The organism is Marilutibacter penaei (assembly GCF_014145395.1).
In the GTDB taxonomy this organism is placed as follows: Bacteria; Pseudomonadota; Gammaproteobacteria; order Xanthomonadales; family Xanthomonadaceae; genus Marilutibacter; species Marilutibacter penaei.
On record NZ_JACHTE010000002.1, the window covers coordinates 151,440 to 174,274 of the forward strand.

Sequence of the window (22,835 nt, forward strand, 5' to 3'; positions counted from 1 at the left end):
CCATTTGCGTCCGCAGCATCGGCAGGTCAGCGTTTGCTGCCGAGTATCCCGCCCAACAGGCCGCGCACGATCTGGTTGCCGATGCGGCTGCCGACCGTGCGGGCCGTCTGCTTCGCCATGGACTCCAGCATGCCCTGCCGGCGCCGGGTGCCGAAAACCGCATCCTTGATGGCCTGCCCGAACCCCCCGTCCTCGGCATCGTCCGCCTCGCGGGTGCGGGCGGCGGGGGTGCCAGCGTCCTCGGTGGCCTTTCCAGCTTTCGCCGCCAGGATCTCGGCCGCGGATTCGCGGTCCACGGCCGCGTCGTAGCGCGTGCCCACCGGGCTCCCCGCACGCACGGCCGCGCGTTCCGGTCCGGTGATCGCTCCCATCCGGCAGCGAGGCGGTGCCACGAGCGTGTGCTGGACCGGCAGGGGTATGCCCTTGTCCTGCAGCGTCGATACCAGCGCCTCGCCGGTGCCGAGCCGGGAAATGGTGTCCACCACGTCCAGCGCAGGGTTGGCGACGAAGGTCTCGGCTGCCGTCCTCACGGCTTTCTGGTCGCGTGGGGTGTAGGCGCGCAGGGCGTGTTGGACGCGGTGGCCGAGTTGGCCAAGGATCTCGTCCGGGATGTCGTCCGGGAACTGCGAGCAGAAATACACGCCCACGCCCTTCGAACGGATGATGCGAACGACCTGTTCGACCCGTTGGCGGAGCGCCGGGGGGGCGTCGTCGAACAGCAGGTGGGCTTCGTCGAACACGAACACCAGCTTCGGCTTGTCGAGGTCGCCCACCTCGGGCAGCTGCTCGAACAGTTCGGACATCAGCCACAGCAGGAAGCTCGAGTACAGCCGCGGTTTGAGCACCAGTGCATCCGCGGCCAGCAGATTGATCACCCCGCGCCCATCGGCGGTCGTGCGCATCAGGTCGGCCAGGTCGAGTGCCGGTTCACCGAAGAACAGCCCGGCGCCTTCGCCCTCGAGCCGTAGCAGGGCGCGCTGGATCGCGCCAATGGACGCCGTGGAGACGAGGCCGTACTTCGTCGAAATGTCCTTGCGCTCACCGGCGACCAGGGTGAGCAGTGCCCGGAGGTCCTCCAGGTCGAGCAGCAGCAAGCCCCGGTCGTCGGCCAGGCGGAACACGATCTCGAGGACCCCGGTCTGCGTGTCGTTCAGCTCCAGGATGCGGGACAGCAGGGTGGGGCCCATCTCGCTGATCGTGGTGCGGACCGGATGGCCGAGCTTGCCGAACAGGTCCCAGAACACGACCGGACTGCCCTCATTGGCATAGTCCTCGATCCCGATCGTATCCAGCCGGGATGCGATCCCATCGTTCATCGTCCCCGGCATCGCCAGGCCGGCGATGTCGCCCTTCACGTCGGCCATGAACACCGGCACGCCAATCCGGGAGAATCCTTCGGCCAGCACCATCAGGCTCACCGACTTGCCGGTCCCGGTGGCGCCCGCCACCAGTCCGTGTCGATTGCCCAGCGCCGCCGGCAGCAGCACGTGCCCGTGCGTGGCAGGCAGGGCATCCGGCGGGGTGAGGGACTTGCCAATGAGGATCGGTTCCATGCGTGGCTCCGTATGGGGTGATTCGATTCTAGTGGCAGCCGGCATGCGATCGTCATCCTGACCGGATGCTGTTTCCGTGATCACGGTCCGCGTGGTTGTGGGGCGGGTGGCGCAGGCGCTAACCTGCACGATCACGCAGTCTTCATCTTTTGCAGTCCATGTCCGACGTTGCTTTTCTTCCGGCGCCGCGCCTGGCGACCGTGCTCTCGCTGGTGCTCGCCGCCCTTGTTTCCATTCCCACCGATGCCGAGGCGCTGTCTCGACGCGACCAGCAGGCGGTCGATGCCCTCGCCGAACGCATGGACGCGGCCGAGGCCCGTTACCTGGAGGCGCGGGTGATGACGGCGAACGCCGATCCGGCTGGCATCACCGAGGGCGATTCCGCGCTGGAGGACATGGAGGACGTGCTGGCGGACTGCACGGAGCAGCGGGGCTGCTCGCCGATGACCCTGCTGGCGACCTACAAGCGGCTGCTGAAGCAGGACATGGACGCCCGCGACCCCTTCGCCGGCCAGCCCGACCCGGGCGTGGCCGAACCCGACCACGTGGCGCTCGCCGAAGGCGAGTCCGACCCGCTTGCCGCCGACGTGCCGGAGACCGCGCATGCGGCCGCCCTGCTGGCCGACCAGCGCCATGCCTTCGACGAGATGGTCAAGTACAACCCGGCCGTGCAGGCCGGCATCCGCAGGTGGCTGACCGACATGCGGCCGTCGCTGATGAACAGCTACGAGAACTACCAGTACATGCGCCACCTGATGTGGCCCCACTACGAGCGCGCTGGCCTGCCAGAGGCATTGCTCTTCGGGATCATGGCCAAGGAGTCGAACGGCAAGGTACACGCGCAGTCGCGGGCCGGAGCCGCCGGCCCCATGCAGTTCATGCCGGCCACGGGGCAGCGCTTTGGCCTGGGCCGCGATTCCACGGGTTTCGACACCCGCTTCGATCCCTATGCCGCATCCGAGGCCAGCGTCGCCTACCTCGACGAGCGCATGCGCGAGTTGAACCGCAACATCGAGATGGCGCTCGCCGCATACAACGGCGGCGAAGGACGTGCCCGGCGGGTCGCGCGCGAACATCCCGGCCAGGATTTCTGGGACGAGGCGGTCTACAACGAGTTCCCGGCGGAAACCCGTGATTACGTGCCGATGGTCATTGCCGCCGCCTGGCTGTTCCTGCATCCCAGGCAGTACGGCATCGAGTTCCCGAAAGTCGACGCACGTCCCGTCCAACTGGTGCTGGAACATCCCAGTTCCATCTATGAGCTGACCATCTGCCTGGGCAACGATGGCAGCCGCGACGGCTACATGCGCGCGCTGCGCAACCTCAACCCGCGCTACCAGGCCGACACGATGCTGCCGACCGGTACGCGGCTGGCCGCCACCCAGCGCATCGACCGCCTTTATCGTCGCTGGTGCGCGCAGGGGGCGCGCGCCCAACTCGCCCAGGAGCTCATCCGGTCCAACGTCGACCAGGCGATCGTGCGCCGTGGTCCGGGGTCGCCTTCGCCTGCCGCACCCGTTCCCGCGTCCTCCAGCGCGCCCCGGACCCACCGCGTGGAACGCGGGGAGACGCTCTCTTCGATCGCGCGCAAGTTTTCGTGCGGGACCCGCCAGCTCGCGCAGGCCAACGGTATCCGGGCTCCGCGCTACACCATCCAGCCGGGCCAGCGCCTCAAGCTCGAAGGCTGCGCGAACTGAGCCGCTCAGGCCCGGCGCTCAGCGCCGGGTCGCCAGCCGCTGGCCGAGGCGCACCGGTGTTTCGGCGCCGAGGCCGGGGGCGAGGTCGAAGCATCCGGGCGGCAAGAGCACGATCACGGTCGAGCCGTAGTTGAAGCGCGCCATTTCCTCGAAGCGGTCCAGGCGGACGTGCTCGGCGCGCCAGTCCTTGCGGGTGATCGCATCCCCATAGGCCGGGATCTCCTCGCCGCTCCACACGGTCTCCACCCCGGATACGAGCAGCGCGCCGACCATCACCGAGGCCATCGGCCCGAAGTCGGTGTCGAACAGGCAGACCAGCCGTTCGTTGCGGGCGAACAGGCGGGGCACCGATCGCACGGCATCCGGGCCCACGCTGAAGAGCCGGCCCGGGACGTGCAGGGTTTCGCGCAGGGTCCCGGTCCAGGGCATGTGCACGCGGTGGTAGTCGCGCGGCGACAGGTACACCGTCGCGAACACGCCGCCCTTGAAGGCCTCGGCCAGGGCCTCGTCACCGAGCAGTTCGCCGGCGGTGAACGATTGGCCCTTGGCCTGGAAGATGCGCCCGTCGCCATCGATCGCACCGCACTGGCTGATGCGCCCATCCGCGGGCATCAACAGCGCATCGGCGTCGGCGTCGGCGACGCGCGCGCCGGGCTTGAGCGCGCGGGTGAAAAAGCTGTTGAAGGTCGGGTAGGCGGTGGGATCCGGCTGCGCGGCCTCGGCGAGGTCGACGCCGAACCGGCTCGTCACCGTGTCGATCAGCCACTGCTTGGTGCGCGGGTTGTCGGAGTACGCCAGTGCACGCGCCATCGAGGACAGCATGCGGTGCGGCAGTGCGTAGGTGAGGGCGGTCACGAGGCTCATTCGGCCGGCACTCCCGTCAGTGCCTTCAGGTCGGCAGCGATCTTCACAGGCTCGAAGGGCGGGCGCAGCAGGCCGGCCATGCGCCCTTCGGTGTCCAGCACCGCGATCGTCGCGCTGTGGTCGATGGTGTAGGCGGCCGGGTCGTCGACCCCGGCGATCGGGGCCTTGGCGAACACCATGCTCAGGGAGGTGGTGAACGCCTCCAGGTCGGGCAGGGTGCCGGTCGCGGCCAGCGTGTCGGCGTGGAAGGCGTGGGCATACTTGCCGACGAGCTCGGTGCTGTCGCGCTCCGGGTCGACCGACACGAACAGGACGCGGGGCCGGGTCGGTTGCGGAATCGACGCCCACTGCTTCTGGGCGTGCGACAGCTGGGCCAGCGTGGTCGGGCAGACGTCCGGGCAGTGGGTGAAACCCAGGAAGACCAGCGTCCAGTGGCCCTGCAGCTCGGCGCGTTCCAGCGGCGTGCCGTCGGACTGCGCGAGCTTGAAGTCGGGCAGGGTGCGCGGCGGATCGAACAGGCGCACGGCCTGCAGGTCGGGTTGCGCGGGTGCCGGCGTCAACGGCCCGAAATGGCCGATCGCGGCCCACAGGCCCAGGCCGGCGGCCAGCGCCGCGATGAGGATATAAGCAGTGGTGCGGTTGAACATGAGCAATCCGACTATGGTTGCGGACGCAATCATAGCCGTGCGGCCTGCGTCACGGCGGCTATAATCGCCGGCTACCCCATGTCCTTCGTGAACACCCCATGAGCGCCGGCCCCCTCATCGCCGACTTCGAACAGGTCACCCTCGTCGACCTGATCCGCCATGGCGGCAGCCTGTTCGCCGAGGCAGGGCTGACGTTCGGCCATAGCTACGACAACGCCCTCGACGAAGCAACCCAGCTGGTCCTGCATGCCCTGCACATGCCGCACGACCTCAGCCCGGTCTACGGCCAGTCGCGGGTGACGACGGCGGAAAAGGCGAAGGTGCTGGCGCTGTTCGAGCGCCGCATCCGCGAGCGCATCCCGGCCGCCTACCTGACCGGCGAGGCCTGGTTCGCCGGCCTGAGCTTCAAGTCCGATCCGCGCGCGCTGGTGCCGCGTTCGCCGATCGCCGAGCTGATCGAGTCCGGGTTCGAACCCTGGTTGGGCGGGCGCGAGGTCCATCGCGCGCTCGACCTGTGCACCGGGTCGGGCTGCATCGCGATCGCCACCGGCCATTACCACCCGGACTGGGACGTCACCGGCATCGACATCAGTGATGACGCATTGTCGCTGGCGGCTGAGAACAAGACGCGCCTGCATGCCGACAACGTGCATTTCGTGAAGTCGGACCTGTTCGCCGCGCTGGACGGCGAGGTCTACGACCTGATCGTGACCAATCCGCCCTACGTCACCAACGACGAGACCGACGCGCTCCCCGGGGAGTACGCGCACGAGCCCGAGCTGGGCCTGCGTGCCGGCGACGACGGCCTCGACCTGGCCCTGCGCATCATGCGCGACGCTCCGGACCACCTCAGCGAGCAGGGCCTGCTGATCTGCGAGGTCGGCGAGGCCGAACGCGCGCTGGTCGAGCTGCTGCCCGAGGTCCCGATGGCCTGGGTCGAGTTCAAGGTCGGGCAAATGGGCATCTTCGTCGTCGAACGCCACGATCTCGTCGAGCACCACGACCGGATCCGCGCGCTGGCCGCCGCGCGCGGCTGAGGGCGAAGGCGCGATGTCCGACAACAGCTTCGGCCGCCTGCTCCGTGTCACGACCTTTGGCGAGAGCCACGGGCCGGCGATCGGGTGCGTGGTCGATGGGTGCCCGCCCGGCATCGCGCTCGCGCCGGAAGACTTCAGGCGCGACCTCGACCGCCGCGCCACCGGCAAGACCCGGCATACCTCGGCGCGCCGCGAGGCCGACGACATCGAGATCCTGTCCGGGGTCTACGAGGGCGTCACCACGGGAACGCCGATCGGCCTGCTGATCCGCAACACGGATGCGCGCAGCCAGGACTACAGCCGCATCGCCGAACAGTTCCGGCCCGGCCACGCCGACTACACCTACTGGCAGAAGTACGGCATCCGCGACCCGCGCGGCGGCGGGCGTTCGTCCGCGCGCGAGACCACGATGCGTGTCGCGGCCGGCGTGATCGCGAAGAAATGGCTGGCCGAGCGCCACGGCGTCCGCATCCAGGGCTGGCTGTCGCAACTGGGCACGGTAACGCCCGCCGCGACCGACCTCGGCGTCGTCGAAGGCAACCCGTTCTTCTGGCCGGACGCCGCGCAGGTGCCCGAACTGGAGGCCTACATGGACGCGCTGCGCAAGTCCGGTGATTCGGTCGGAGCGCGCGTGGACGTGGTCGCCGAGGGCGTCCCGCCCGGTTGGGGCGCGCCCATCTACGGCAAGCTCGATGCGGAGCTGGCCGCGGCGCTGATGAGCATCAATGCGGTGAAGGGCGTCGAGATCGGCGACGGCTTCGCCTCGGTGGCCCAGACCGGCAGCGAACATCGCGACGTCGCCAGTCCCGCCGGATTCGAGAGCAATCACGCCGGCGGCGTCCTCGGCGGCATTAGCAGCGGCCAGGACCTGCGCTGCTCGGTGGCGTTCAAGCCGACCTCCAGCCTTCGCCTGCCGACGGACGGCGTCGACATCCACGGCAACGTGGTCGAGATCGTCACGACCGGGCGCCACGATCCCTGCGTCGGCATCCGCGCGATCCCGATCTGCGAAGCCATGGTCGCACTGGTGCTGATGGACCAGGCGATGCGCCACCGCGCCCAGTGCGGCGACGTTGGCGACGTCGCGCCGCGGATCCCGGCGAAAAAACGATAGCGGCCAGTCGTGCAAGGCGCATGATGCGCCAGACTGCGCCGCCCGGACCCGCCCCATTCCCGAGCCACGGGCTCGAGCGGGATACCCGATGGGACCCCGCCGCCACGTGGCCCAACACGATTCCAAGGACATCACAGCCATGAGCAAGAGATTCAATGTCGCGGTCGTCGGCGCCACCGGAGCGGTGGGCGAGACCATGCTGGCCATCCTCGCCGAGCGCCGGTTCCCGGTCAGCCAGCTGCATGTCCTCGCCAGCGAGCGGTCCGCCGGCGGCACCATCGAATACCGCGGCGACGAGTACATCGTCCAGGACCTGGCGGGCTTCGACCCGGCCGGCGTCGATATCGCGCTGTTCTCCGCAGGTGGCAGCGTTTCGAAGGAGTACGCACCGAAGTTCGCGGCGGCGGGCGCGGTCGTCATCGACAACTCCTCGGCCTTCCGCTACGACGACGACGTGCCGCTGGTGGTGAGCGAGGTGAATCCGGAGCAGGTCGCGAACCGCCCGCGCGGCATCATCGCCAACCCCAACTGCTCGACCATGCAGATGCTGGTCGCGCTGGCGCCGCTGCACCGCGAATCGCGCATCGAGCGCATCAATGTCGCCACCTACCAGTCGGTGTCGGGCGGCGGGCGGTCGGCGATGGAGGAACTGGGCCGCCAGACCGGCGCGCTGCTGAATTTCCAGGACCCGCAGCCTGAGCGCTTCCCGGTCCAGATCGCCTTCAACCTGATCCCGCATATCGACGACTTCCAGGACAACGGCTTCACCAAGGAGGAGATGAAGCTGGTGTGGGAGACCCGCAAGATCCTCGGCGACGACACCATCCAGGTGAACCCGACTGCGGTCCGCGTGCCGGTGTTCTACGGCCATTCCGAGGCGGTCAACATCGAGACCGAGGCCAAGATCAGCGTCGAGCGCGCGCGCGCGCTGCTGGGCGCCGCCCCCGGCGTCGAGGTGGTGGACGAGCGCAAGCCCGGCGGCTACCCGACGCCGGTGACCCATGCCTCCGGCAACGATGCGGTCTATGTCGGCCGGATCCGCGACGACCTGTCGCACCCGCGCGGCCTGAACCTGTGGATCGTGTCCGACAACATACGCAAGGGTGCGGCACTGAACGCGGTGCAGGTCGCCGAGCTGGTGGCCGCCGAAGGGTGACCGTGGTCGCCGCCGTCATTGCATGGCAAGGGCGGCGGCGGCTAGAGTCGCCGGCAGGGGAACGATGGAAACGGGATCGCTCGTGAGAAAACTCGTGCGCTTCGCACTGGTGCTGGCCTTGCTGGTCGCCCACGGCACGGCCTTCGCGCTGGGGCTGGGCGAGATCGTCGTGCGCTCGCGCATCGACCAGCCGCTGCTGGCGGAGATCCCGATCATCTCCAGCGACCCCGCCGAGCTCGAGCAGTTGCAGGCGAGGCTCGCCTCGCCCGACACCTTCCGCCGCGTCGGGCTGGAGCCGCCGGCGGGCCTGGTCTCCGACCTGCGCTTCATGGTTGCGCTCGACGACGCTGGCAATCCCGTCATCCGGGTGACCAGCGCTCAACCCGTTGACACGGCGATGCTGACCTTCCTGGTCGAAGTGGACTGGGGGCAGGGACGGTTGGTGCGTGAGTATTCGGCCCTGCTCGATGCTCCCCGCACGGTCTCGTCGCCCGTGCAGCCCGCGATCGACGCGCCGGTCGTGTCGCAGCCCAACCTGATCGAACGCGAGGTGCTCCCGTCCGAGCCGTCGCCCGAGACGGCATTGACCACGGGCGCGGAGCAGGTGCCGGACGACCTCGCCTCGGAGGACGCGCCTGCGGACGCCGGACTGCCCGCGGAGCCGACAGCGGAGGAGGGCCAGGTGCCGGCAGCGCCCGCACCCGCACCGGCTCGCCCCGCGCGGCCCGTTGCGGTGATCGCCGGGGACGAGTACCGGGTCGAGCGCGGCGACACCTTGTCCGACGTGGCCACGCGAGTCCGCGGCGTCCGCGGGCTCAGCATGAACCAGACCATGGTCGCGCTGCTGCAGGCCAATCCGGATGCCTTCATCGACGGCAACGTGCATCGCTTGAAAGCCGGCGCCGTCCTGCGCGTGCCCGGCGTCGATGAAGTCTTCACCATCGAAGCGGCCGAGGCGAATGCGATCGTCCGGGAACAGACGCGGCAATGGCGCCAGGGACGGATGGCGGTGCCGCAGCCCGCGGCGGTAGACGGGGGCGAACGTGCTCCGTTGGCCGAAGGCGGCGGACAGACGGCCGGCGGCGCGGTCGCCGATGCGCGTCTTGAGATCGTCCCGCCGGGTGCGAATGAAACCGCCCAGGCGGGCAACCAGTCCGGCGCCAGTGCCGGCGGCGAGGGCGACATGCTTCGACAGGAAATGCAGACACGCGAAGAACTCGCGGCACGCGATGCCGAGATCACCGAGATGAAGGCCCGCTTGTCCGAACTCGAGGACCTTCAGCAGAAGCAGGCCCAGCTGATCGAGCTGAAGGACAGCGAGCTCGCCGCGGCGCAGCAGCAGTTGGCGGCGAATGCGGCGACCGGGCAGGCGGAGGCGCCGGTGATGCCCTGGATCCTCGGTGGCGTCCTGATGCTGGCCCTGGGCCTGGTGGCCGGCTTGCTGATGCGTCGCCGCCCCGCCCGCGCCGTTTTCCGCGCGCCGTCCGACGCCGTGTCCTCGCGGTCCCCGTTGGCTGACGCGTTCCCCGCCGGCAGTGCGGTTCCAGCGGCTGCAGTGGGTGTCGACCCGGCGGAGCGGAGCGACGACCTCGCGGAGGAGCACGACGTCGCCCGGGAGGACGACGATCGGGTCGATGACGTTGCCGACAACGCAGGCGACGACGCTGTCGACCGTGACGACGCCGCGGAGGCTGATGCCGGGACGGACGCTGAGATCCAGCCGTTGCGCGCGGTCCCCGACATGAATGGGCTGCCGGCGGGCGGCGCGGGTGGAGCTGAAGCCCAAGCCCGGCATGACGCCGCTGAGGAGGACGAGACCGCCGCCACCCCGGCCTGGCATACCGGCACCTCCGGGGTGGGTGACGACGATGCGGCAAGCGCGGTCGCCGGTGCAACGGGCGGGGGCAGCGAGCGCCTTGAGCTGGCGCGCGCGTACATCGCCCTGGGCGACCATGACAGTGCCCGCCAGTTGCTCGGCGAGGTGCGGGTGCACGGAGACCTCGCGGCGCGGCAGCAGGCCATGCAGATGCTGCGCGGGCTCGATTGAGCCTCGGTACGACGCAGTGAACGAGGCCCTGGCCGGCGGCCCTGCAAGCCAGCGACTGGCGATGGCGGTCGAGTACGACGGCAGCGCGTTCTCCGGCTGGCAGCGGCTGACCCGACCGGGCGAAGAGGACCGTCGGGAGGAAGCCACCGTGCAGGCGTCCGTGGAGGCGGCCCTGTCTTTCGTCGCCGGGCAACCGATCGGCACGGTATGTGCCGGCCGTACCGATGCCGGCGTGCATGCGCGCGCGCAGGTCATCCATTTCGATACGCCAGTCCACCGGGATCCGCGTGGCTGGATGCTCGGCACCACCACCCGTCTGCCCCCGTCCGTGTGCATCCGCTGGTGCGTGCCCGTGGCCGATGACTTCCACGCACGGTTTTCCGCGCGCGCGCGCCGGTACCGGTACCGCCTCCTGAACCGTCCCGTGCGTCCGGCGCTGATGCGCGACTACCTCGGTTGGGAGCGCCTGCCGCTGGACGCCGCGGCGATGCATCATGCCGCCCAGGCGCTGATCGGCGAGAACGATTTCTCGGCATTCCGGACGGTGCACTGCCAGGCCCCCCATGCCCGCCGCGACATGCAGGAAATCACCGTTCGCCGCGATGGCGAGGTCGTCGAGTTCGAATTGCAGGCGAACGCGTTCCTGCACCACCAGGTACGCAACATCGTCGGCAGCCTGTTGCTGGTGGGGCGGGGCGAGAAACCCGAAGGCTGGATCGCCGCGCTGCTGGAAGGGCGCGATCGCACGCGGGCGGGTCCCACCGCGCCCCCCGGGGGATTGATGTTCCTCCATCCGCTGTACCCTGCAAGCTGGGGTTTGCCTGCCGAGGTGAGCCTGCCGCCCACCCCGGATGAGCGTTGACGCGATGGACCGAGCCCATTTCCGGACCCGTATCAAATTCTGTGGCCTGACGCGCCCCGGGGACGTCAGGCTGGCCTGCGAACTGGGCGTGGATGCGGTCGGCCTTGTGTTTGCCGAGCGCAGCCGCCGCAGGATCAGCATCGAACAGGCGGCACTGCTGCGTCATGCCGTGCCGCCGATGGTCAGCGTGGTGGCGTTGTTCATGGATGCGCCCGTGGCGCGCGTCGCCAAGGTCATCGAAGCCGCGAAACCGGACCTGCTGCAGTTCCACGGAAACGAGCCCGACGCGTGGTGCCGGCAGTTCGGACTGCCCTACCTGAAGGCGGTGCCGATGGGCGACCGCGCGGAGGCGGGCGATGCACCGGCTGACGAGGCGCGCCTGTTCGGTCCCTATCCGGGTGCGGCGGGCTTCCTGCTGGACAGCCACGCGGCGGGCGAGGCGGGTGGAAGCGGCAGGTCCTTCGACTGGTCGCGCATTCCCACCGGCCTGTCGCGGCCGATGCTGCTGGCGGGGGGGTTGTCGCCCGAAACGGTAGGCGCGGCGATCGCGCAGGCCGCGCCCTGGGGGGTCGACGTGTCCTCCGGAATCGAAGCATCACCCGGCTTGAAGGACGGTGAGCGGATGCGGGCGTTCGTCCGGGCCGTGCGCGAGGCCGACACCCGCGCCGGTTAGCGTTCGGGCGGCCTTCCTTCGCTACACTGTCGTATTCCCCCGGCCGGAACGCGCGGCGATCCGGCATGCAAGGACATTGGACCCATGACGCTGGACGCCCCTGACGACTTCCACGCCTATCCCGACGCCGAGGGCCATTTCGGCCGGTTCGGCGGGCGCTTCGTCGCCGAGACCCTGATCGGCCCGCTGCAGGAACTGGCCGCGGCCTACGACGCCGCCCGGGTCGATCCGGAATTCATCGCCGCTTTCGAGGACGACCTGGCCCACTACGTCGGGCGTCCCAGTCCGATCTACGCCGCCGATCGCCTGAGCCGCGAGGTCGGCGGCGCGCGCATCCTGCTCAAGCGCGAGGACCTCAATCACACCGGCGCGCACAAGATCAACAACACCATCGGCCAGGCCCTGCTGGCCAGCCGCATGGGCAAGACCCGCATCATCGCCGAGACCGGTGCCGGGCAGCATGGCGTGGCCTCGGCCACGGTCGCGGCCCGCCTGGGCCTGGAGTGCGTGGTCTACATGGGCGCGACCGACATCGAGCGCCAGAAGATCAACGTCTATCGCATGACCCTGCTCGGCGCGAAGGTCGTGCCGGTCAGCAGCGGCTCGGCGACGCTGAAGGACGCGCTGAACGAGGCGATGCGCGACTGGGTGACCAACGTCCAGGACACCTTCTACATCATCGGCACGGTCGCCGGCCCCGATCCGTATCCGCGCATGGTCCGCGACTTCAACGCCGTCGTCGGCCGCGAGGCGCGCGCGCAGATGCTGGCCGAGTACGGTTGCCTGCCGGACGCGGTGACTGCCTGCGTCGGCGGCGGCAGCAACGCCATCGGCGTCTTCCATGCCTTCCTGAACGATCGCGACGTCCGCATCGTCGGTGCCGAGGCGGCCGGCGACGGCATCGACACGTCACGCCACGCCGCCTCGCTCGCGGCCGGCCGCCCCGGCGTGCTGCACGGCAACCGCACCTACGTGCTGTGCGACGACGACGGCCAGATCACCGAGACCCACTCCGTGTCGGCGGGCCTGGACTACCCCGGCGTCGGTCCCGAGCATGCCTTCCTCAAGGACACCGGCCGCGCCGAGTATGTCGGCGTCACCGACGACGAGGCGATGGCGGCGTTCCACCAGCTGACGCGCAGCGAGGGCATCCTGCCGGCACTGGAGTCCAGCCACGCGATCGCGCAGGCGATCAAGCTGGCGCGCGAACTGCCCCGCGACGCCCTGGTCCTGTGCAACCTCTCCGGGCGCGGCGACAAGGACGTGCACACCATCGCCGCGCGGGAGGGGATCGAACTGTGAGCCGCATCGACCGCAGGTTCGCCGCCCTCAAGGCGGCCGGCCGCAAGGCCCTGGTGCCCTTCGTCACGGCCGGCGACCCCTCGCTGGAGGCCACGGTGCCGGTCATGCGCGCCCTGGTCGAGGCCGGGGCCGACGTGATCGAGCTCGGCGTGCCGTTCTCCGACCCGATGGCCGACGGCCCCACCATCCAGCGCAGTTCCGAGCGCGCGATCGCCCGTGGCGCGGGTCTGTCCTGGGTGCTCGACGCGGTGCGCGGCTTCCGCGAACGCGACGCCGACACACCCGTCGTGCTGATGGGCTACCTGAACCCCGTCGAGATCCGGGGCGCGGAGGCTTTCGCCCGTGCCGCGACCGCCGCGGGCGTCGATGGGGTCCTGTTGGTCGACCTGCCCCCGGAGGAGGCCGCCGATTTCCGCGCCGGGTTCCGGGCGCACGGGCTCCAGCTCGTCCTGCTGGCCTCGCCGACCACGTCGCCCAGCCGCGTCGAGCAGCTCTGCGCCGAGGGCGAGGGCTATCTGTACTACGTCAGCTACGCCGGCGTGACCGGCGCCGATCGCCTGGACACCGGGGCGGCCAACGACCGCCTGCACGGCATCATGGCGGGCAGCCGGGTGCCGGTGGTGGCCGGATTCGGCATCAAGGACGCCGCCAGTGCCGCCGCCATGGCCCGCGAGGCCGACGGCGTGGTGGTCGGCAGCGCCCTGGTCTCCGCCCTGGCGGATGCGCCGACGCCCGCCGAGGCCGCCGCGCGTGCGCGTGCGTTCCTGGCGCCCTTGCGGGCGGCGCTCGACGCGGTTCCGGCCTGAGCAAGCGGCTGCGCTAAACTGCCGGTCCGATCCCGGGCCGGCTCCGATGCCAGGGTCGGCCCAACCGTTACACAGGAATTCCACAACGCATGTCGTGGCTCAAGAAACTCATGCCGTCCGGCATCCGCACCGACGCCGCAAGCGCCAAGCGCCGGAGCGTTCCCGAAGGCCTCTGGGAAAAGTGCGACCAGTGCGGTGCGGTGCTGTACCGCCCGGAGCTGGAGGAGAACGTCGAGGTCTGCCCGAAATGCGCGCATCACATGCCGATCCGTGCCAGGGCCCGCCTCGCCGCCTTGTTCGATGCCGGCAGCACCGTGGAGATCGGCGCCGACCTGGCTCCGGTCGACGTCCTCCAGTTCAAGGACCAGAAGCGCTACGCCGATCGCATCAAGGCCGCCCAGCGCTCGACCGGCGAGCGCGACGCGATGGTGGCGATGTCGGGCACCCTCAAGCACCGGCCCCTGGTCGCCTGCGCGATGGACTTCGCCTACATGGGCGGATCGATGGGCTCCGTGGTCGGGGAGCGATTCGCACGTGCGGCGGAAGCCGCGCTGGAGCAGGGCTGTCCATTCGTCTGCTTCTCCGCCACCGGCGGCGCGCGCATGCAGGAAAGCCTGTTCTCGCTGATGCAGATGGCCAAGACCTCGGCGGCGCTCGGGCGCCTGCGTGCGAAAGGGCTGCCTTTCATCTCGGTGCTGACCCACCCCACTTTCGGCGGGGTGTCGGCCTCCTTCGCCATGCTCGGCGACCTCAACATCGCCGAGCCGAAGGCCCTGATCGGTTTCGCCGGACCCCGCGTGATCGAGCAGACGGTCCGCGAGACCCTGCCGGAAGGCTTCCAGCGGTCCGAATTCCTGCTCGAGCATGGCGCGATCGACCAGATCTGCGATCGCCGCGAGTTGCGCGACCAGCTTGCGCGCCTGCTGGCGCTGATGATGAAGCAGCCGGCGCCCGAGGTGGACTTCGACGCCGCCTGAGCGGGTGGCCGCTCCCCGTCGTCATTGCCGTGACGTGGTGCAACCCAGCTGAAGGAACCGCTTTAACATGAGTCGAAAGTATTTCGGTACGGATGGAATCCGCGGTCGGGTCGGTCAGGGACCGATCTCGGCCGACTTCGTGCTCAGGCTGGGTAATGCTTACGGCCATGCTCTCAAACTGGCCTGTCGCGACCACAAGCCGCAGGTGGTGATCGGCAAGGACACGCGCATTTCGAACTACATGTTCGAGGCCGCGCTGGAGGCCGGCCTGGTCGCCGCAGGGGTGGACGTCCAGCTGATGGGGCCGATGCCGACGCCCGCGGTCGCCCACCTGACCCGGTCGCTCCGTGCCGACGGTGGGATCGTGATCTCCGCCTCGCACAATCCGCATTACGACAACGGCATCAAGTTCTTTTCCGCCGATGGCGAGAAGCTCGACGACGCCACCGAGCAGGCCATCGAAGCCGCGCTCGACCTGCCGTTCCGGACCGTCGAATCGGAGCGGCTCGGCAAGGCGGTGCGGACCCGGGGAGCGGTGGCCCGCTATGTCGAGGCCTGCAAGAACTCGGTGCCGCGCGGCTTCGACCTGAAGGGGATGCACCTCGTCATGGACTGCGCCCACGGGGCCACCTACGAGATCGGCCCGCTGGTGTTCCGCGAGCTCGGTGCGCGGGTCGATGTGATCGGGGCCGAGCCCAACGGCGTCAACATCAACGACGCGGTCGGCTCCACCCACCCCGAGGCCCTGGCGGAGGCGGTCAAGGCGCGGGGCGCCGACCTCGGAATCGCGTTCGATGGCGATGGCGACCGCGTGCTGCTGGTCGACGAGCACGGCCAGGTCCGCGACGGCGACGACCTGCTGTTCCTGCTCGCGACCGACTGGCGGGCCAGCGGCCGGCTGCAGGGCCCCGTGGTCGGCACGCTGATGACCAACTATGGGCTCGAACAGGCGTTCGAGCGCCGTGGCATCGGCTTCGTGAGGGCGAAGGTCGGCGATCGCTACGTGCACCAGCAGCTGATTTCCCATGGAGGCATCCTCGGGGGCGAGACGTCGGGCCACCTGTTGTGCCTGGACCGTGTGAGCACCGGAGACGGCATCGTCAGCGCACTGCAGGCGCTGGAAGTGCTGAAGCGGCGTGGTGTCCGTCTTGGCGAGGCATTGCAGGGCCTGTCCAAGGTCCCCCAGCAGACCGTGAACGTGCGTTATGACGCATCCAAGGGCCAGCCCGTGGAAGCGGCGTCCGTGAAGGCGGCGCTGGCGCACGCGCAGGCCGCTGTGGCGGGGCATGGCAGGGCGTTCCTGCGGGCTTCGGGCACCGAGCCGGTGGTGCGGGTGACGGTCGAAGCGGACGATGCCACCCTGATGCAGCAAACGCTCGACGCCCTTTCAACAGCGGTGGGAGACGCCTCGGCTTGAGCGCCCACGGGCGTTGCTTCGCCGACTGGTGCATCCTGTACCGCCCGATCCTCCCGTCCTCGCCATGAGCCAGATTCCGACCCTCGACATTCGCCGCTTCATCCAGCCGGTGTCCGCCGCCGACCGTGCCGCCTTCGTGGCCGAACTGGGCGCGGCCTATCGCGAGTGGGGCTTCGCCGGTATCCGTGGACACGGCATCGGCGGGACGCTCACCGAAGCGGCCTACGGCGTGTTCCAGGCGTTCTTCGCGCTGCCGGAGGCGGTGAAACTCCGTTACCACGTGCCGGGGAGTGGGGGCGCGCGGGGCTACACGCCGTTCGGTGTCGAGACGGCCAAGGACTCCCGGCACCACGACCTCAAGGAATTCTGGCATATCGGGCGGGAGATTCCCGATGACTCCCGCTATCGCCCGGTGATGCCGCCCAACCTGTGGCCGGACGAGGTGGACGGCTTCCGCGAGCATGGGTACGGGCTGTACCAGGCGCTGGATGCGCTCGGCGGGTCGGTCCTCTCGGCGCTGGCGCTGGACATCGGCCTGCCGGAGGACTGGTTCCGGGACAAGACCGACAGCGGCAATTCGATCCTGCGGCCCATCCATTACCCGCCCATCACCGTCGAGGACATTCCCAACGTGCGCGCTGGCGCGCACGAGGACATCAACCTCATCACGCTGCTGGTCGGCGCCAGCGCCGAGGGCCTGGAGGTCCGGTCTCGCAAGGGGGAATGGGTGCCGTTCACCGCCGATGCCGACACCATCGTCGTCAACATCGGCGACATGCTGCAGCGCCTCACCAACCACGTGTATCCGTCCACGACCCATCGCGTGGTCAACCCGAAGGGCGGGGCTGCCCGCCAGCCACGGTATTCCACGCCGTTCTTCCTGCACCCGAACCCGGATTTCCTGATCGACGTGCTGCCGGGATGCGTGGATGCGGACAACCCCAGTCGCTATCCGGAACCCATCACCGCACACGGCTACCTGGAAGAGCGCCTGCGGGAGATCAAGCTGGCCTAGCGCCACTCGCGGGCCGAACGTGTGGCCGGTCAGCGCAGCGAAATACCGGCGTCCGAGAACGCGTCCCGCCATTGCGCGAGCTTGTCCTCCGCCGTGCGCGCGGCATGTGCGGGACTGGTCGATGGCAGGCGTCGCCGATCGGGTACCGGCCCCGGTAGCGTGGGCAGCACCAGCCGCTGGAAACTCGACTCGGCCTTGGCGCCGTTGAACAGCACCGTGCCGATCCCGCGGTGCGCCGCGAAGAATCCCCGGAAGTCGTTGGCGCGTGCATCGCGGATCGCGCTGTCCAGGCTGCCGTCGCGCTCGCAGCGCGAAAGCACGTCCCACAACGCGACCCCGGCGTCGGCCAGCTGCGCCAGGCGCCGTCCGTAGGGGAGATCGGGTCCTGCGCCGAGCAGGGCGCCCATGAAGGGCCAGAAGAGGTTGCGTGGGTGGGCGTAGTACGCCCCGGCCTGCAATGAGGCCCGCCCGGGCATGCTGCCCAGTACCAGTACGCGCGCGTCGCCCCGGGCTTCCGGCGGGAAACCTTGCAGCATCGGGGGTGATGGATGCCGGGGTGACATGGACCGGATTCTAGCCGTGCTTTTGCACCCTGCTGCGTTAGAATGCCGCGCGCGGTCGACTTGGCGACCGTGACCCGACAGGAGACCCCATGCGCCGCAGGATCGTTGCCGGAAACTGGAAGCTGCACGGCGATCGTCGCTTCGCCGCCGCGCTGCTGGATGCGGTCGCCGCGGTCCCGGCGCCCGGTGGGGTGGAGCGCGTCATCCTGCCGCCGCTGACCTACCTGGGCGAACTCGTCCACGCGTACGGCCGCCAGGGCCTGGACTTCGGCTCCCAGGACGTCAGTGCCTACAACCAAGGGGCCTACACCGGCGAGGTGTCGGCCGACATGCTGCTCGACGTCGGTGCGAAGTACGGACTGGTGGGGCATTCGGAGCGCCGCCAGTACCACGGCGAAGATAGCCAGTGGGTCGCCAGGAAGTTCATGGCCGCGCGTGCGGCCGGGCTGGTGCCGATCCTGTGCGTCGGCGAAAGCCTCGGAGAGCGTGAGCGCGGCCAGACCGAATGGCGGATCGAGGAGCAGCTTGCACCGGTCCTCGAGCTGGGGGGTGTCGATGCCTTCGACGGCGCCGTCATCGCCTATGAACCGGTCTGGGCGATCGGCACCGGCAAGACCGCGAGCCCGGAGCAGGCCCAGCAGGTCCATGCATTCATCCGTAGCGAAATCGCTGCGCGCGATGCTAGAATTGCGGGCTCGCTTCCGATCCTTTACGGCGGAAGCGTGAAGGCCGGCAACGCGGCCGAGCTGTTCTCGCAGCCGGACGTGGATGGCGGCCTGATCGGAGGGGCCTCGCTGGTGGCCGCCGATTTCAATGCCATCGTCTCGGCGGCGGCACCCGGAACCCATCAAGAGTCCTAGCGATGCTGTTGCTCCTCAACGTCATCTTCGTGCTGGTCGCGATCGCCATGATCGCGCTGATCCTGATGCAGCGCGGCGCAGGCGCGGCGGCCGGCTCGGGCTTCGGCGCCGGCGCGTCCGCCACGGTGTTCGGCGCGCGCGGGTCGTCGAACTTCCTGAGCAAGGCCACCAAGTGGCTGGCGATCGCCTTCTTCGCGATCACGTTCTACATGGCCTGGCAGGCCACCCATGGCGCGCGTCCCGCGGCCGACGCAGGCACGGACCTGGGCGTCATGGGCGAGGTGCCACAGGCGTCGGGCGCCACCATGCAAGGCGCGCCGGAGGTTCCGCCGGCGGCGAGCGAGCCGGTGGTGCCGCAGGCGCAGCCGGCCGAAGTGCCGGTGGCTCCCCCGGAACCCCCCGCCGAGGGCGGGTGACGGTCAAGTCGCGTTCAGTTTCAAACGCCCGGCATGGATGGCGGGTGGCGATCAGTCATAATCGCACCGGGACCGGCGTTCGCGCGGGTTCCAACAGGTCAACGAAGACATTGCCCAGGTGGCGGAATTGGTAGACGCACTACCTTGAGGTGGTAGCGACTTAGGTCGTGGGGGTTCGAGTCCCCCCTTGGGCACCATCCATTCGGGATCTTCGGCGGTATCCGCGCTTGGCGGGGCAGGCAGGAGGTCCCGGCGGCGCTTTGCGCCGAGCCGAGCCAAGCCGCGCTTGCGTGGCCATAGCCGAGAGAACACACGTGCTGGCCGAATACCTGCCGACCCTGCTGTTCCTGATCGTCGCCGGCGGTATCGGCGTCGCCCTGCTCATCGTAGGCAACGTGTTGGGCCCCAAGCGGCCCTCCGCCGAAAAACTCTCGCCCTACGAGTGCGGTTTCGAGGCCTTCGAGGACGCGCGCGGCCAGTTCGACGTGCGCTATTACCTGATCGCCATCCAGTTCATCATCTTCGACCTCGAGATCATCTTCATCGTGCCGTGGGCGACGGTGTTCCGTGACCTCGGCATCATCGGTCTGGTCGAGATGGGCCTGTTCGCCGGCATGCTGCTGCTCGGCTTCGTCTACGTGTGGAAGAGGGGAGCCCTGGAATGGGAGTGATCGAGACCATCCAGAAGGTTGCCGATTACGGCAACAACCCGCTTCCGGAAGGGCGGCTGGACGACATCCTGCGCCCCGAGGCCGACAACCCGGTCATGCAGCAGGGCTACGTCACCACCAGCCTGGACGCGTTGTGGAACTGGGCGCGGACCGGTTCGATGTGGCCGATGACCTTCGGGCTGGCGTGTTGTGCGGTCGAGATGATGCACGCCGGCGCCGCGCGCCTGGACCTCGATCGTTACGGCGTGGTGTTCCGCCCGTCCCCGCGCCAGTCCGACGTGATGATCGTCGCCGGCACGCTGGTCAACAAGATGGCCCCGGCGCTGCGCAAGGTCTACGACCAGATGCCCGACCCGAAGTGGGTGATCTCGATGGGCAGCTGTGCGAACGGCGGCGGCTACTACCACTACTCGTATGCGGTGGTGCGCGGGTGTGACCGCATCGTACCGGTCGACGTATACGTGCCGGGCTGCCCGCCCACGGCCGAAGCACTGGTGTACGGCATCCTGCAGCTGCAGCGGAAGATCCGTCGCAGCGGCCAGAATCCGTTGCTGGGTGCAGGACGCGAGGGCGCGGAGGCATGAGCGCGATCCACGAGTTCGCGGAACGCCTGCGCGCGCGCTTCGCCGAGGGTGCCGTCGACGTCGCGGAACCGCGCGGAGAGGTGACCCTCGACGTCCCCGCCGAGGCATGGTTTGCGGCGGCGGTGGCGCTGCGCGACGAATTCGGCTTTGAACAGCTGGTCGACGTCAGCGGGGTGGACTACCTGAGCTACGGGAGCGACGAGTGGGACACCGACGTGTCCTCGGAAGGTTTCTCCCGTGGCGTCGAAGGCAAGGGCGCGGGCCGTTTCACCTGGGGTGAAGCGCCCAACGGTGCCGCTGCGTCGCCTGACCGCCGCTTCGCCGCGGTTGCGCACCTGTTGTCGGTGCAGCACAACCGGCGCGTGCGCCTGCGGACGTTCGCCGAAGACGATGCCCTGCCTGTGGTCGCATCGCTGACGCCCGTCTGGGTGGGTGCCAACTGGTTCGAACGCGAGGCCTTCGACCTGTACGGCATCGTGTTCGAAGGCCACCCGGACCTGCGCCGCATCCTGACCGACTACGGGTTCGTCGGCCATCCGTTCCGCAAGGATTTCCCGCTCATCGGCAATGTCGAAGTGCGCTATGACGCCGAGCGCAGGCGCGTGGTCTACGAACCGGTCTCGATCGACCCGCGCGTGGGCGTGCCCCGGGTGATCCGCGACGATGCGCGCTACCAGACCGCCCAGGGTGAAGCCGTCCAGCGTGCCGAGGTGAAGCAGTGAGCGCCGTGTCCCTCCCCGCCACCGGCCAGTCGGGCGTACTGAACGCCGAAATCCGCAACTACACCTTCAATTTCGGTCCCCAGCACCCGGCTGCGCATGGCGTGCTGCGATTGATCCTGGAGATGGACGGCGAGGTCGTGCAGCGTGCCGATCCGCATATCGGCCTGCTGCATCGCGGCACCGAGAAGCTGGCCGAGTCCAAGCCGTTCAACCAGTCCATCGGCTACATGGACCGGCTCGACTACGTGTCGATGATGTGCAACGAGCACGCCTACGTGCGCGCCATCGAAACCCTGCTGGGCATCGAGGCGCCGGAGCGCGCCCAGTACATCCGCACGATGTTCGACGAGATCACCCGCATCCTGAACCACCTGATGTGGATCGGCTCGAATGCGCTCGACCTCGGCGCGATGGCGGTCTTCCTGTATGCGTTCCGCGAGCGCGAAGAGCTGATGGACTGCTACGAAGCGGTCTCGGGCGCACGCATGCACGCGGCCTACTACCGGCCGGGCGGTGTGTACCGCGACCTGCCGGCGCAGATGCCGCGCTACAAGGAGTCGCCGTGGCGCAAGGGCGGCAAGCTCAAGCACTTCAACGCGTGGCGCGAGGGCTCCCTGCTCGACTACCTGGAAGGTTTCACCGACGACTTCCCGAAGCGCATCGACGAGTACGAGACGCTGCTCACCGACAACCGCATCTGGAAGCAGCGTACCGTCGGCGTGGGCGTGGTATCGCCGGAACAGGCCCTGGCCTGGGGCATGACCGGCCCGATGATCCGGGGCTCCGGCATCGCCTGGGACCTGCGCAAGAAGCAGCCTTACGCCAAGTACGCCGAGATGGACTTCGACATCCCGGTGGGCGTCAACGGCGACTGCTACGACCGCTACCTGGTCCGTGTCGCCGAGATGCGTGAGTCCACCCGCATCGTCAAGCAGTGCGTTGCGTGGCTGAAGGCCAATCCGGGTCCGGTGATCGTCGAGAACTTCAAGGTCGCGCCGCCGACGCGCGAAGGCATGAAGGACGACATGGAAGCGTTGATCCACCACTTCAAGCTGTTCTCCGAGGGCTATTGCGTGCCCGCCGGCGAAACGTACGCCGCGGTCGAGGCGCCCAAGGGCGAATTCGGCTGCTACCTGGTGTCCGATGGCGCCAACAAACCCTTCCGCGTCAAGCTCCGCGCGCCGGGCTTCGCGCATCTCTCGTCGATGGACGAGATCGTGAAGGGGCACATGCTGGCCGATGTCGTGGCGATGATCGGCACCTACGACATCGTGTTCGGCGAGATCGACCGCTGACGGGCGGCCGTTGAGGAACTGTAACGAATGAAGGCGACCGGAAATTTCGAGGCTTGCCGCAACGTCGACCCGATGGTCGCGTTGTCCGACAAGACCCGCGCCCACATCGACCACTGGCTGGCCAAGTTCCCGCCGGATCGCAAGCGCTCGGCCGTGCTGCAGGGCCTGCATGCGGCGCAGGAGCAGAACGAAGGCTGGCTGAGCGATGAACTGATCGCCGCGGTTGCGAAGTACCTCGGCCTGCCTCCCGTATGGGCTTATGAAGTGGCCAGCTTCTACTCGATGTTCGAGACCGAGGAGGTCGGCCGCAACAACGTCGCGTTCTGCACCAACATCAGCTGCTGGCTCAATGGCGGCGAAGACCTGGTCAAGCACGCCGAGAAGAAGCTCGGTTGCAAGCTGGGCGAGTCGACAGCCGATGGCCGCGTTTTCCTCAAGCGCGAGGAAGAATGCCTGGCCGCCTGCTGCGGCGCACCGGTCGTCGTGATCAATGGCCATTACCACGAGAAGCTCGACGCCGCGAAGGTCGACGAGCTGCTGGACGGACTGGAGTAAGG

At 68.8% G+C, this 22,835-nt stretch carries 23 protein-coding genes and 1 tRNA gene; 20 read left to right on the forward strand and 4 right to left on the reverse strand.

Annotated features, from left to right (window positions below; translation table 11 throughout):
• Positions 1 to 26: 26 nt before the first annotated feature.
• Complete coding sequence (locus tag H4F99_RS03045; RefSeq protein WP_182668259.1) at positions 27 to 1,553, reverse strand: helicase HerA-like domain-containing protein; 1,527 nt, start codon at positions 1,551 to 1,553, stop codon at positions 27 to 29.
• A gap of 158 nt (positions 1,554 to 1,711) precedes the next feature.
• Between H4F99_RS03045 and H4F99_RS03050 the strand changes: the two genes are divergently transcribed.
• On the forward strand, positions 1,712 to 3,250 hold the full coding sequence (locus H4F99_RS03050; RefSeq protein ID WP_182668260.1) for a transglycosylase SLT domain-containing protein: 1,539 nt from the start codon (positions 1,712 to 1,714) through the stop codon (positions 3,248 to 3,250).
• 18 nt (positions 3,251 to 3,268) lie between these two features.
• Here the strand turns inward: H4F99_RS03050 and asd are convergent, their stop codons facing one another.
• Positions 3,269 to 4,114: an archaetidylserine decarboxylase gene (gene asd, locus H4F99_RS03055; RefSeq protein ID WP_182668261.1), complete on the reverse strand. Its 846-nt coding sequence runs from the start codon at positions 4,112 to 4,114 to the stop codon at positions 3,269 to 3,271.
• Positions 4,111 to 4,761, reverse strand: coding sequence for an SCO family protein (locus tag H4F99_RS03060; RefSeq protein ID WP_182668262.1), 651 nt, complete (start codon positions 4,759 to 4,761; stop codon positions 4,111 to 4,113). The genes asd and H4F99_RS03060 overlap by 4 nt, the downstream gene beginning before the upstream one ends.
• A 98-nt stretch (positions 4,762 to 4,859) precedes the next feature.
• Here H4F99_RS03060 and prmB point away from each other — a divergent pair, with 98 nt between their 5' ends.
• The 11 genes from prmB (at position 4,860) to H4F99_RS03115 (ending at position 17,167) form a co-directional block, all read left to right on the forward strand.
• Positions 4,860 to 5,798 carry a 50S ribosomal protein L3 N(5)-glutamine methyltransferase gene (prmB, locus tag H4F99_RS03065; protein WP_182668263.1) on the forward strand — a complete coding sequence of 313 codons (939 nt, stop codon included), beginning with the start codon at positions 4,860 to 4,862 and terminating at the stop codon, positions 5,796 to 5,798.
• A gap of 13 nt (positions 5,799 to 5,811) precedes the next feature.
• A complete protein-coding gene (aroC, locus tag H4F99_RS03070) occupies positions 5,812 to 6,912 on the forward strand; it encodes a chorismate synthase (RefSeq protein ID WP_182668264.1) in 1,101 nt (366 codons plus the stop codon).
• A gap of 139 nt (positions 6,913 to 7,051) precedes the next feature.
• Positions 7,052 to 8,068: an aspartate-semialdehyde dehydrogenase gene (locus tag H4F99_RS03075; RefSeq protein ID WP_425487985.1), complete on the forward strand. Its 1,017-nt coding sequence runs from the start codon at positions 7,052 to 7,054 to the stop codon at positions 8,066 to 8,068.
• Between the two features lie 82 nt (positions 8,069 to 8,150).
• The gene (locus H4F99_RS03080) at positions 8,151 to 10,115 is read left to right on the forward strand and encodes a FimV/HubP family polar landmark protein (protein ID WP_182668265.1); all 1,965 of its coding nucleotides are present in this window, start codon (positions 8,151 to 8,153) and stop codon (positions 10,113 to 10,115) included.
• Between the two features lie 61 nt (positions 10,116 to 10,176).
• The gene (gene truA / locus H4F99_RS03085) at positions 10,177 to 10,977 is read left to right on the forward strand and encodes a tRNA pseudouridine(38-40) synthase TruA (RefSeq protein ID WP_182668467.1); all 801 of its coding nucleotides are present in this window, start codon (positions 10,177 to 10,179) and stop codon (positions 10,975 to 10,977) included.
• 4 nt (positions 10,978 to 10,981) lie between these two features.
• Complete coding sequence (locus H4F99_RS03090) at positions 10,982 to 11,650, forward strand: phosphoribosylanthranilate isomerase (RefSeq protein ID WP_182668266.1); 669 nt, start codon at positions 10,982 to 10,984, stop codon at positions 11,648 to 11,650.
• An 84-nt stretch (positions 11,651 to 11,734) separates the two neighbouring features.
• The gene (gene trpB, locus H4F99_RS03095; protein WP_182668267.1) at positions 11,735 to 12,952 is read left to right on the forward strand and encodes a tryptophan synthase subunit beta; all 1,218 of its coding nucleotides are present in this window, start codon (positions 11,735 to 11,737) and stop codon (positions 12,950 to 12,952) included.
• Entirely contained in the window at positions 12,949 to 13,758 is an 810-nt protein-coding gene (trpA, locus tag H4F99_RS03100; RefSeq protein WP_182668268.1) for a tryptophan synthase subunit alpha, read from the forward strand. The genes trpB and trpA overlap by 4 nt, the downstream gene beginning before the upstream one ends.
• An 89-nt stretch (positions 13,759 to 13,847) precedes the next feature.
• Positions 13,848 to 14,735: an acetyl-CoA carboxylase, carboxyltransferase subunit beta gene (gene accD / locus H4F99_RS03105; protein WP_182668269.1), complete on the forward strand. Its 888-nt coding sequence runs from the start codon at positions 13,848 to 13,850 to the stop codon at positions 14,733 to 14,735.
• 67 nt (positions 14,736 to 14,802) lie between these two features.
• A complete protein-coding gene (gene glmM, locus H4F99_RS03110; protein WP_182668270.1) occupies positions 14,803 to 16,152 on the forward strand; it encodes a phosphoglucosamine mutase in 1,350 nt (449 codons plus the stop codon).
• A 64-nt stretch (positions 16,153 to 16,216) separates the two neighbouring features.
• Positions 16,217 to 17,167, forward strand: coding sequence for an isopenicillin N synthase family dioxygenase (locus H4F99_RS03115; RefSeq protein ID WP_182668271.1), 951 nt, complete (start codon positions 16,217 to 16,219; stop codon positions 17,165 to 17,167).
• A gap of 29 nt (positions 17,168 to 17,196) precedes the next feature.
• Here the strand turns inward: H4F99_RS03115 and H4F99_RS03120 are convergent, their stop codons facing one another.
• Positions 17,197 to 17,703, reverse strand: a complete 507-nt coding sequence (locus tag H4F99_RS03120) for a DNA-deoxyinosine glycosylase (protein WP_246371215.1) — start codon at positions 17,701 to 17,703, stop codon at positions 17,197 to 17,199.
• A 116-nt stretch (positions 17,704 to 17,819) separates the two neighbouring features.
• Here H4F99_RS03120 and tpiA point away from each other — a divergent pair, with 116 nt between their 5' ends.
• The 8 genes from tpiA to nuoE all read left to right on the forward strand — a co-directional run bounded on the left by tpiA (position 17,820) and on the right by nuoE (position 22,833).
• Positions 17,820 to 18,590, forward strand: coding sequence for a triose-phosphate isomerase (gene tpiA, locus H4F99_RS03125; RefSeq protein ID WP_182668273.1), 771 nt, complete (start codon positions 17,820 to 17,822; stop codon positions 18,588 to 18,590).
• A 2-nt stretch (positions 18,591 to 18,592) separates the two neighbouring features.
• Positions 18,593 to 19,006 carry a preprotein translocase subunit SecG gene (gene secG / locus H4F99_RS03130; RefSeq protein WP_182668274.1) on the forward strand — a complete coding sequence of 138 codons (414 nt, stop codon included), beginning with the start codon at positions 18,593 to 18,595 and terminating at the stop codon, positions 19,004 to 19,006.
• Between the two features lie 112 nt (positions 19,007 to 19,118).
• Positions 19,119 to 19,203: transfer RNA gene (locus H4F99_RS03135), tRNA-Leu, on the forward strand.
• A gap of 117 nt (positions 19,204 to 19,320) precedes the next feature.
• A complete protein-coding gene (locus tag H4F99_RS03140) occupies positions 19,321 to 19,677 on the forward strand; it encodes an NADH-quinone oxidoreductase subunit A (RefSeq protein WP_182668275.1) in 357 nt (118 codons plus the stop codon).
• A complete protein-coding gene (locus tag H4F99_RS03145; protein WP_182668276.1) occupies positions 19,668 to 20,261 on the forward strand; it encodes a NuoB/complex I 20 kDa subunit family protein in 594 nt (197 codons plus the stop codon). The genes H4F99_RS03140 and H4F99_RS03145 overlap by 10 nt, the downstream gene beginning before the upstream one ends.
• Positions 20,258 to 20,983 carry an NADH-quinone oxidoreductase subunit C gene (locus H4F99_RS03150; RefSeq protein WP_182668277.1) on the forward strand — a complete coding sequence of 242 codons (726 nt, stop codon included), beginning with the start codon at positions 20,258 to 20,260 and terminating at the stop codon, positions 20,981 to 20,983. The genes H4F99_RS03145 and H4F99_RS03150 overlap by 4 nt, the downstream gene beginning before the upstream one ends.
• A 5-nt stretch (positions 20,984 to 20,988) precedes the next feature.
• A complete protein-coding gene (locus H4F99_RS03155; protein ID WP_343064123.1) occupies positions 20,989 to 22,278 on the forward strand; it encodes an NADH-quinone oxidoreductase subunit D in 1,290 nt (429 codons plus the stop codon).
• A 27-nt stretch (positions 22,279 to 22,305) separates the two neighbouring features.
• Positions 22,306 to 22,833, forward strand: a complete 528-nt coding sequence (gene nuoE, locus H4F99_RS03160; protein WP_182668279.1) for an NADH-quinone oxidoreductase subunit NuoE — start codon at positions 22,306 to 22,308, stop codon at positions 22,831 to 22,833.
• Positions 22,834 to 22,835: the final 2 nt, after the last annotated feature.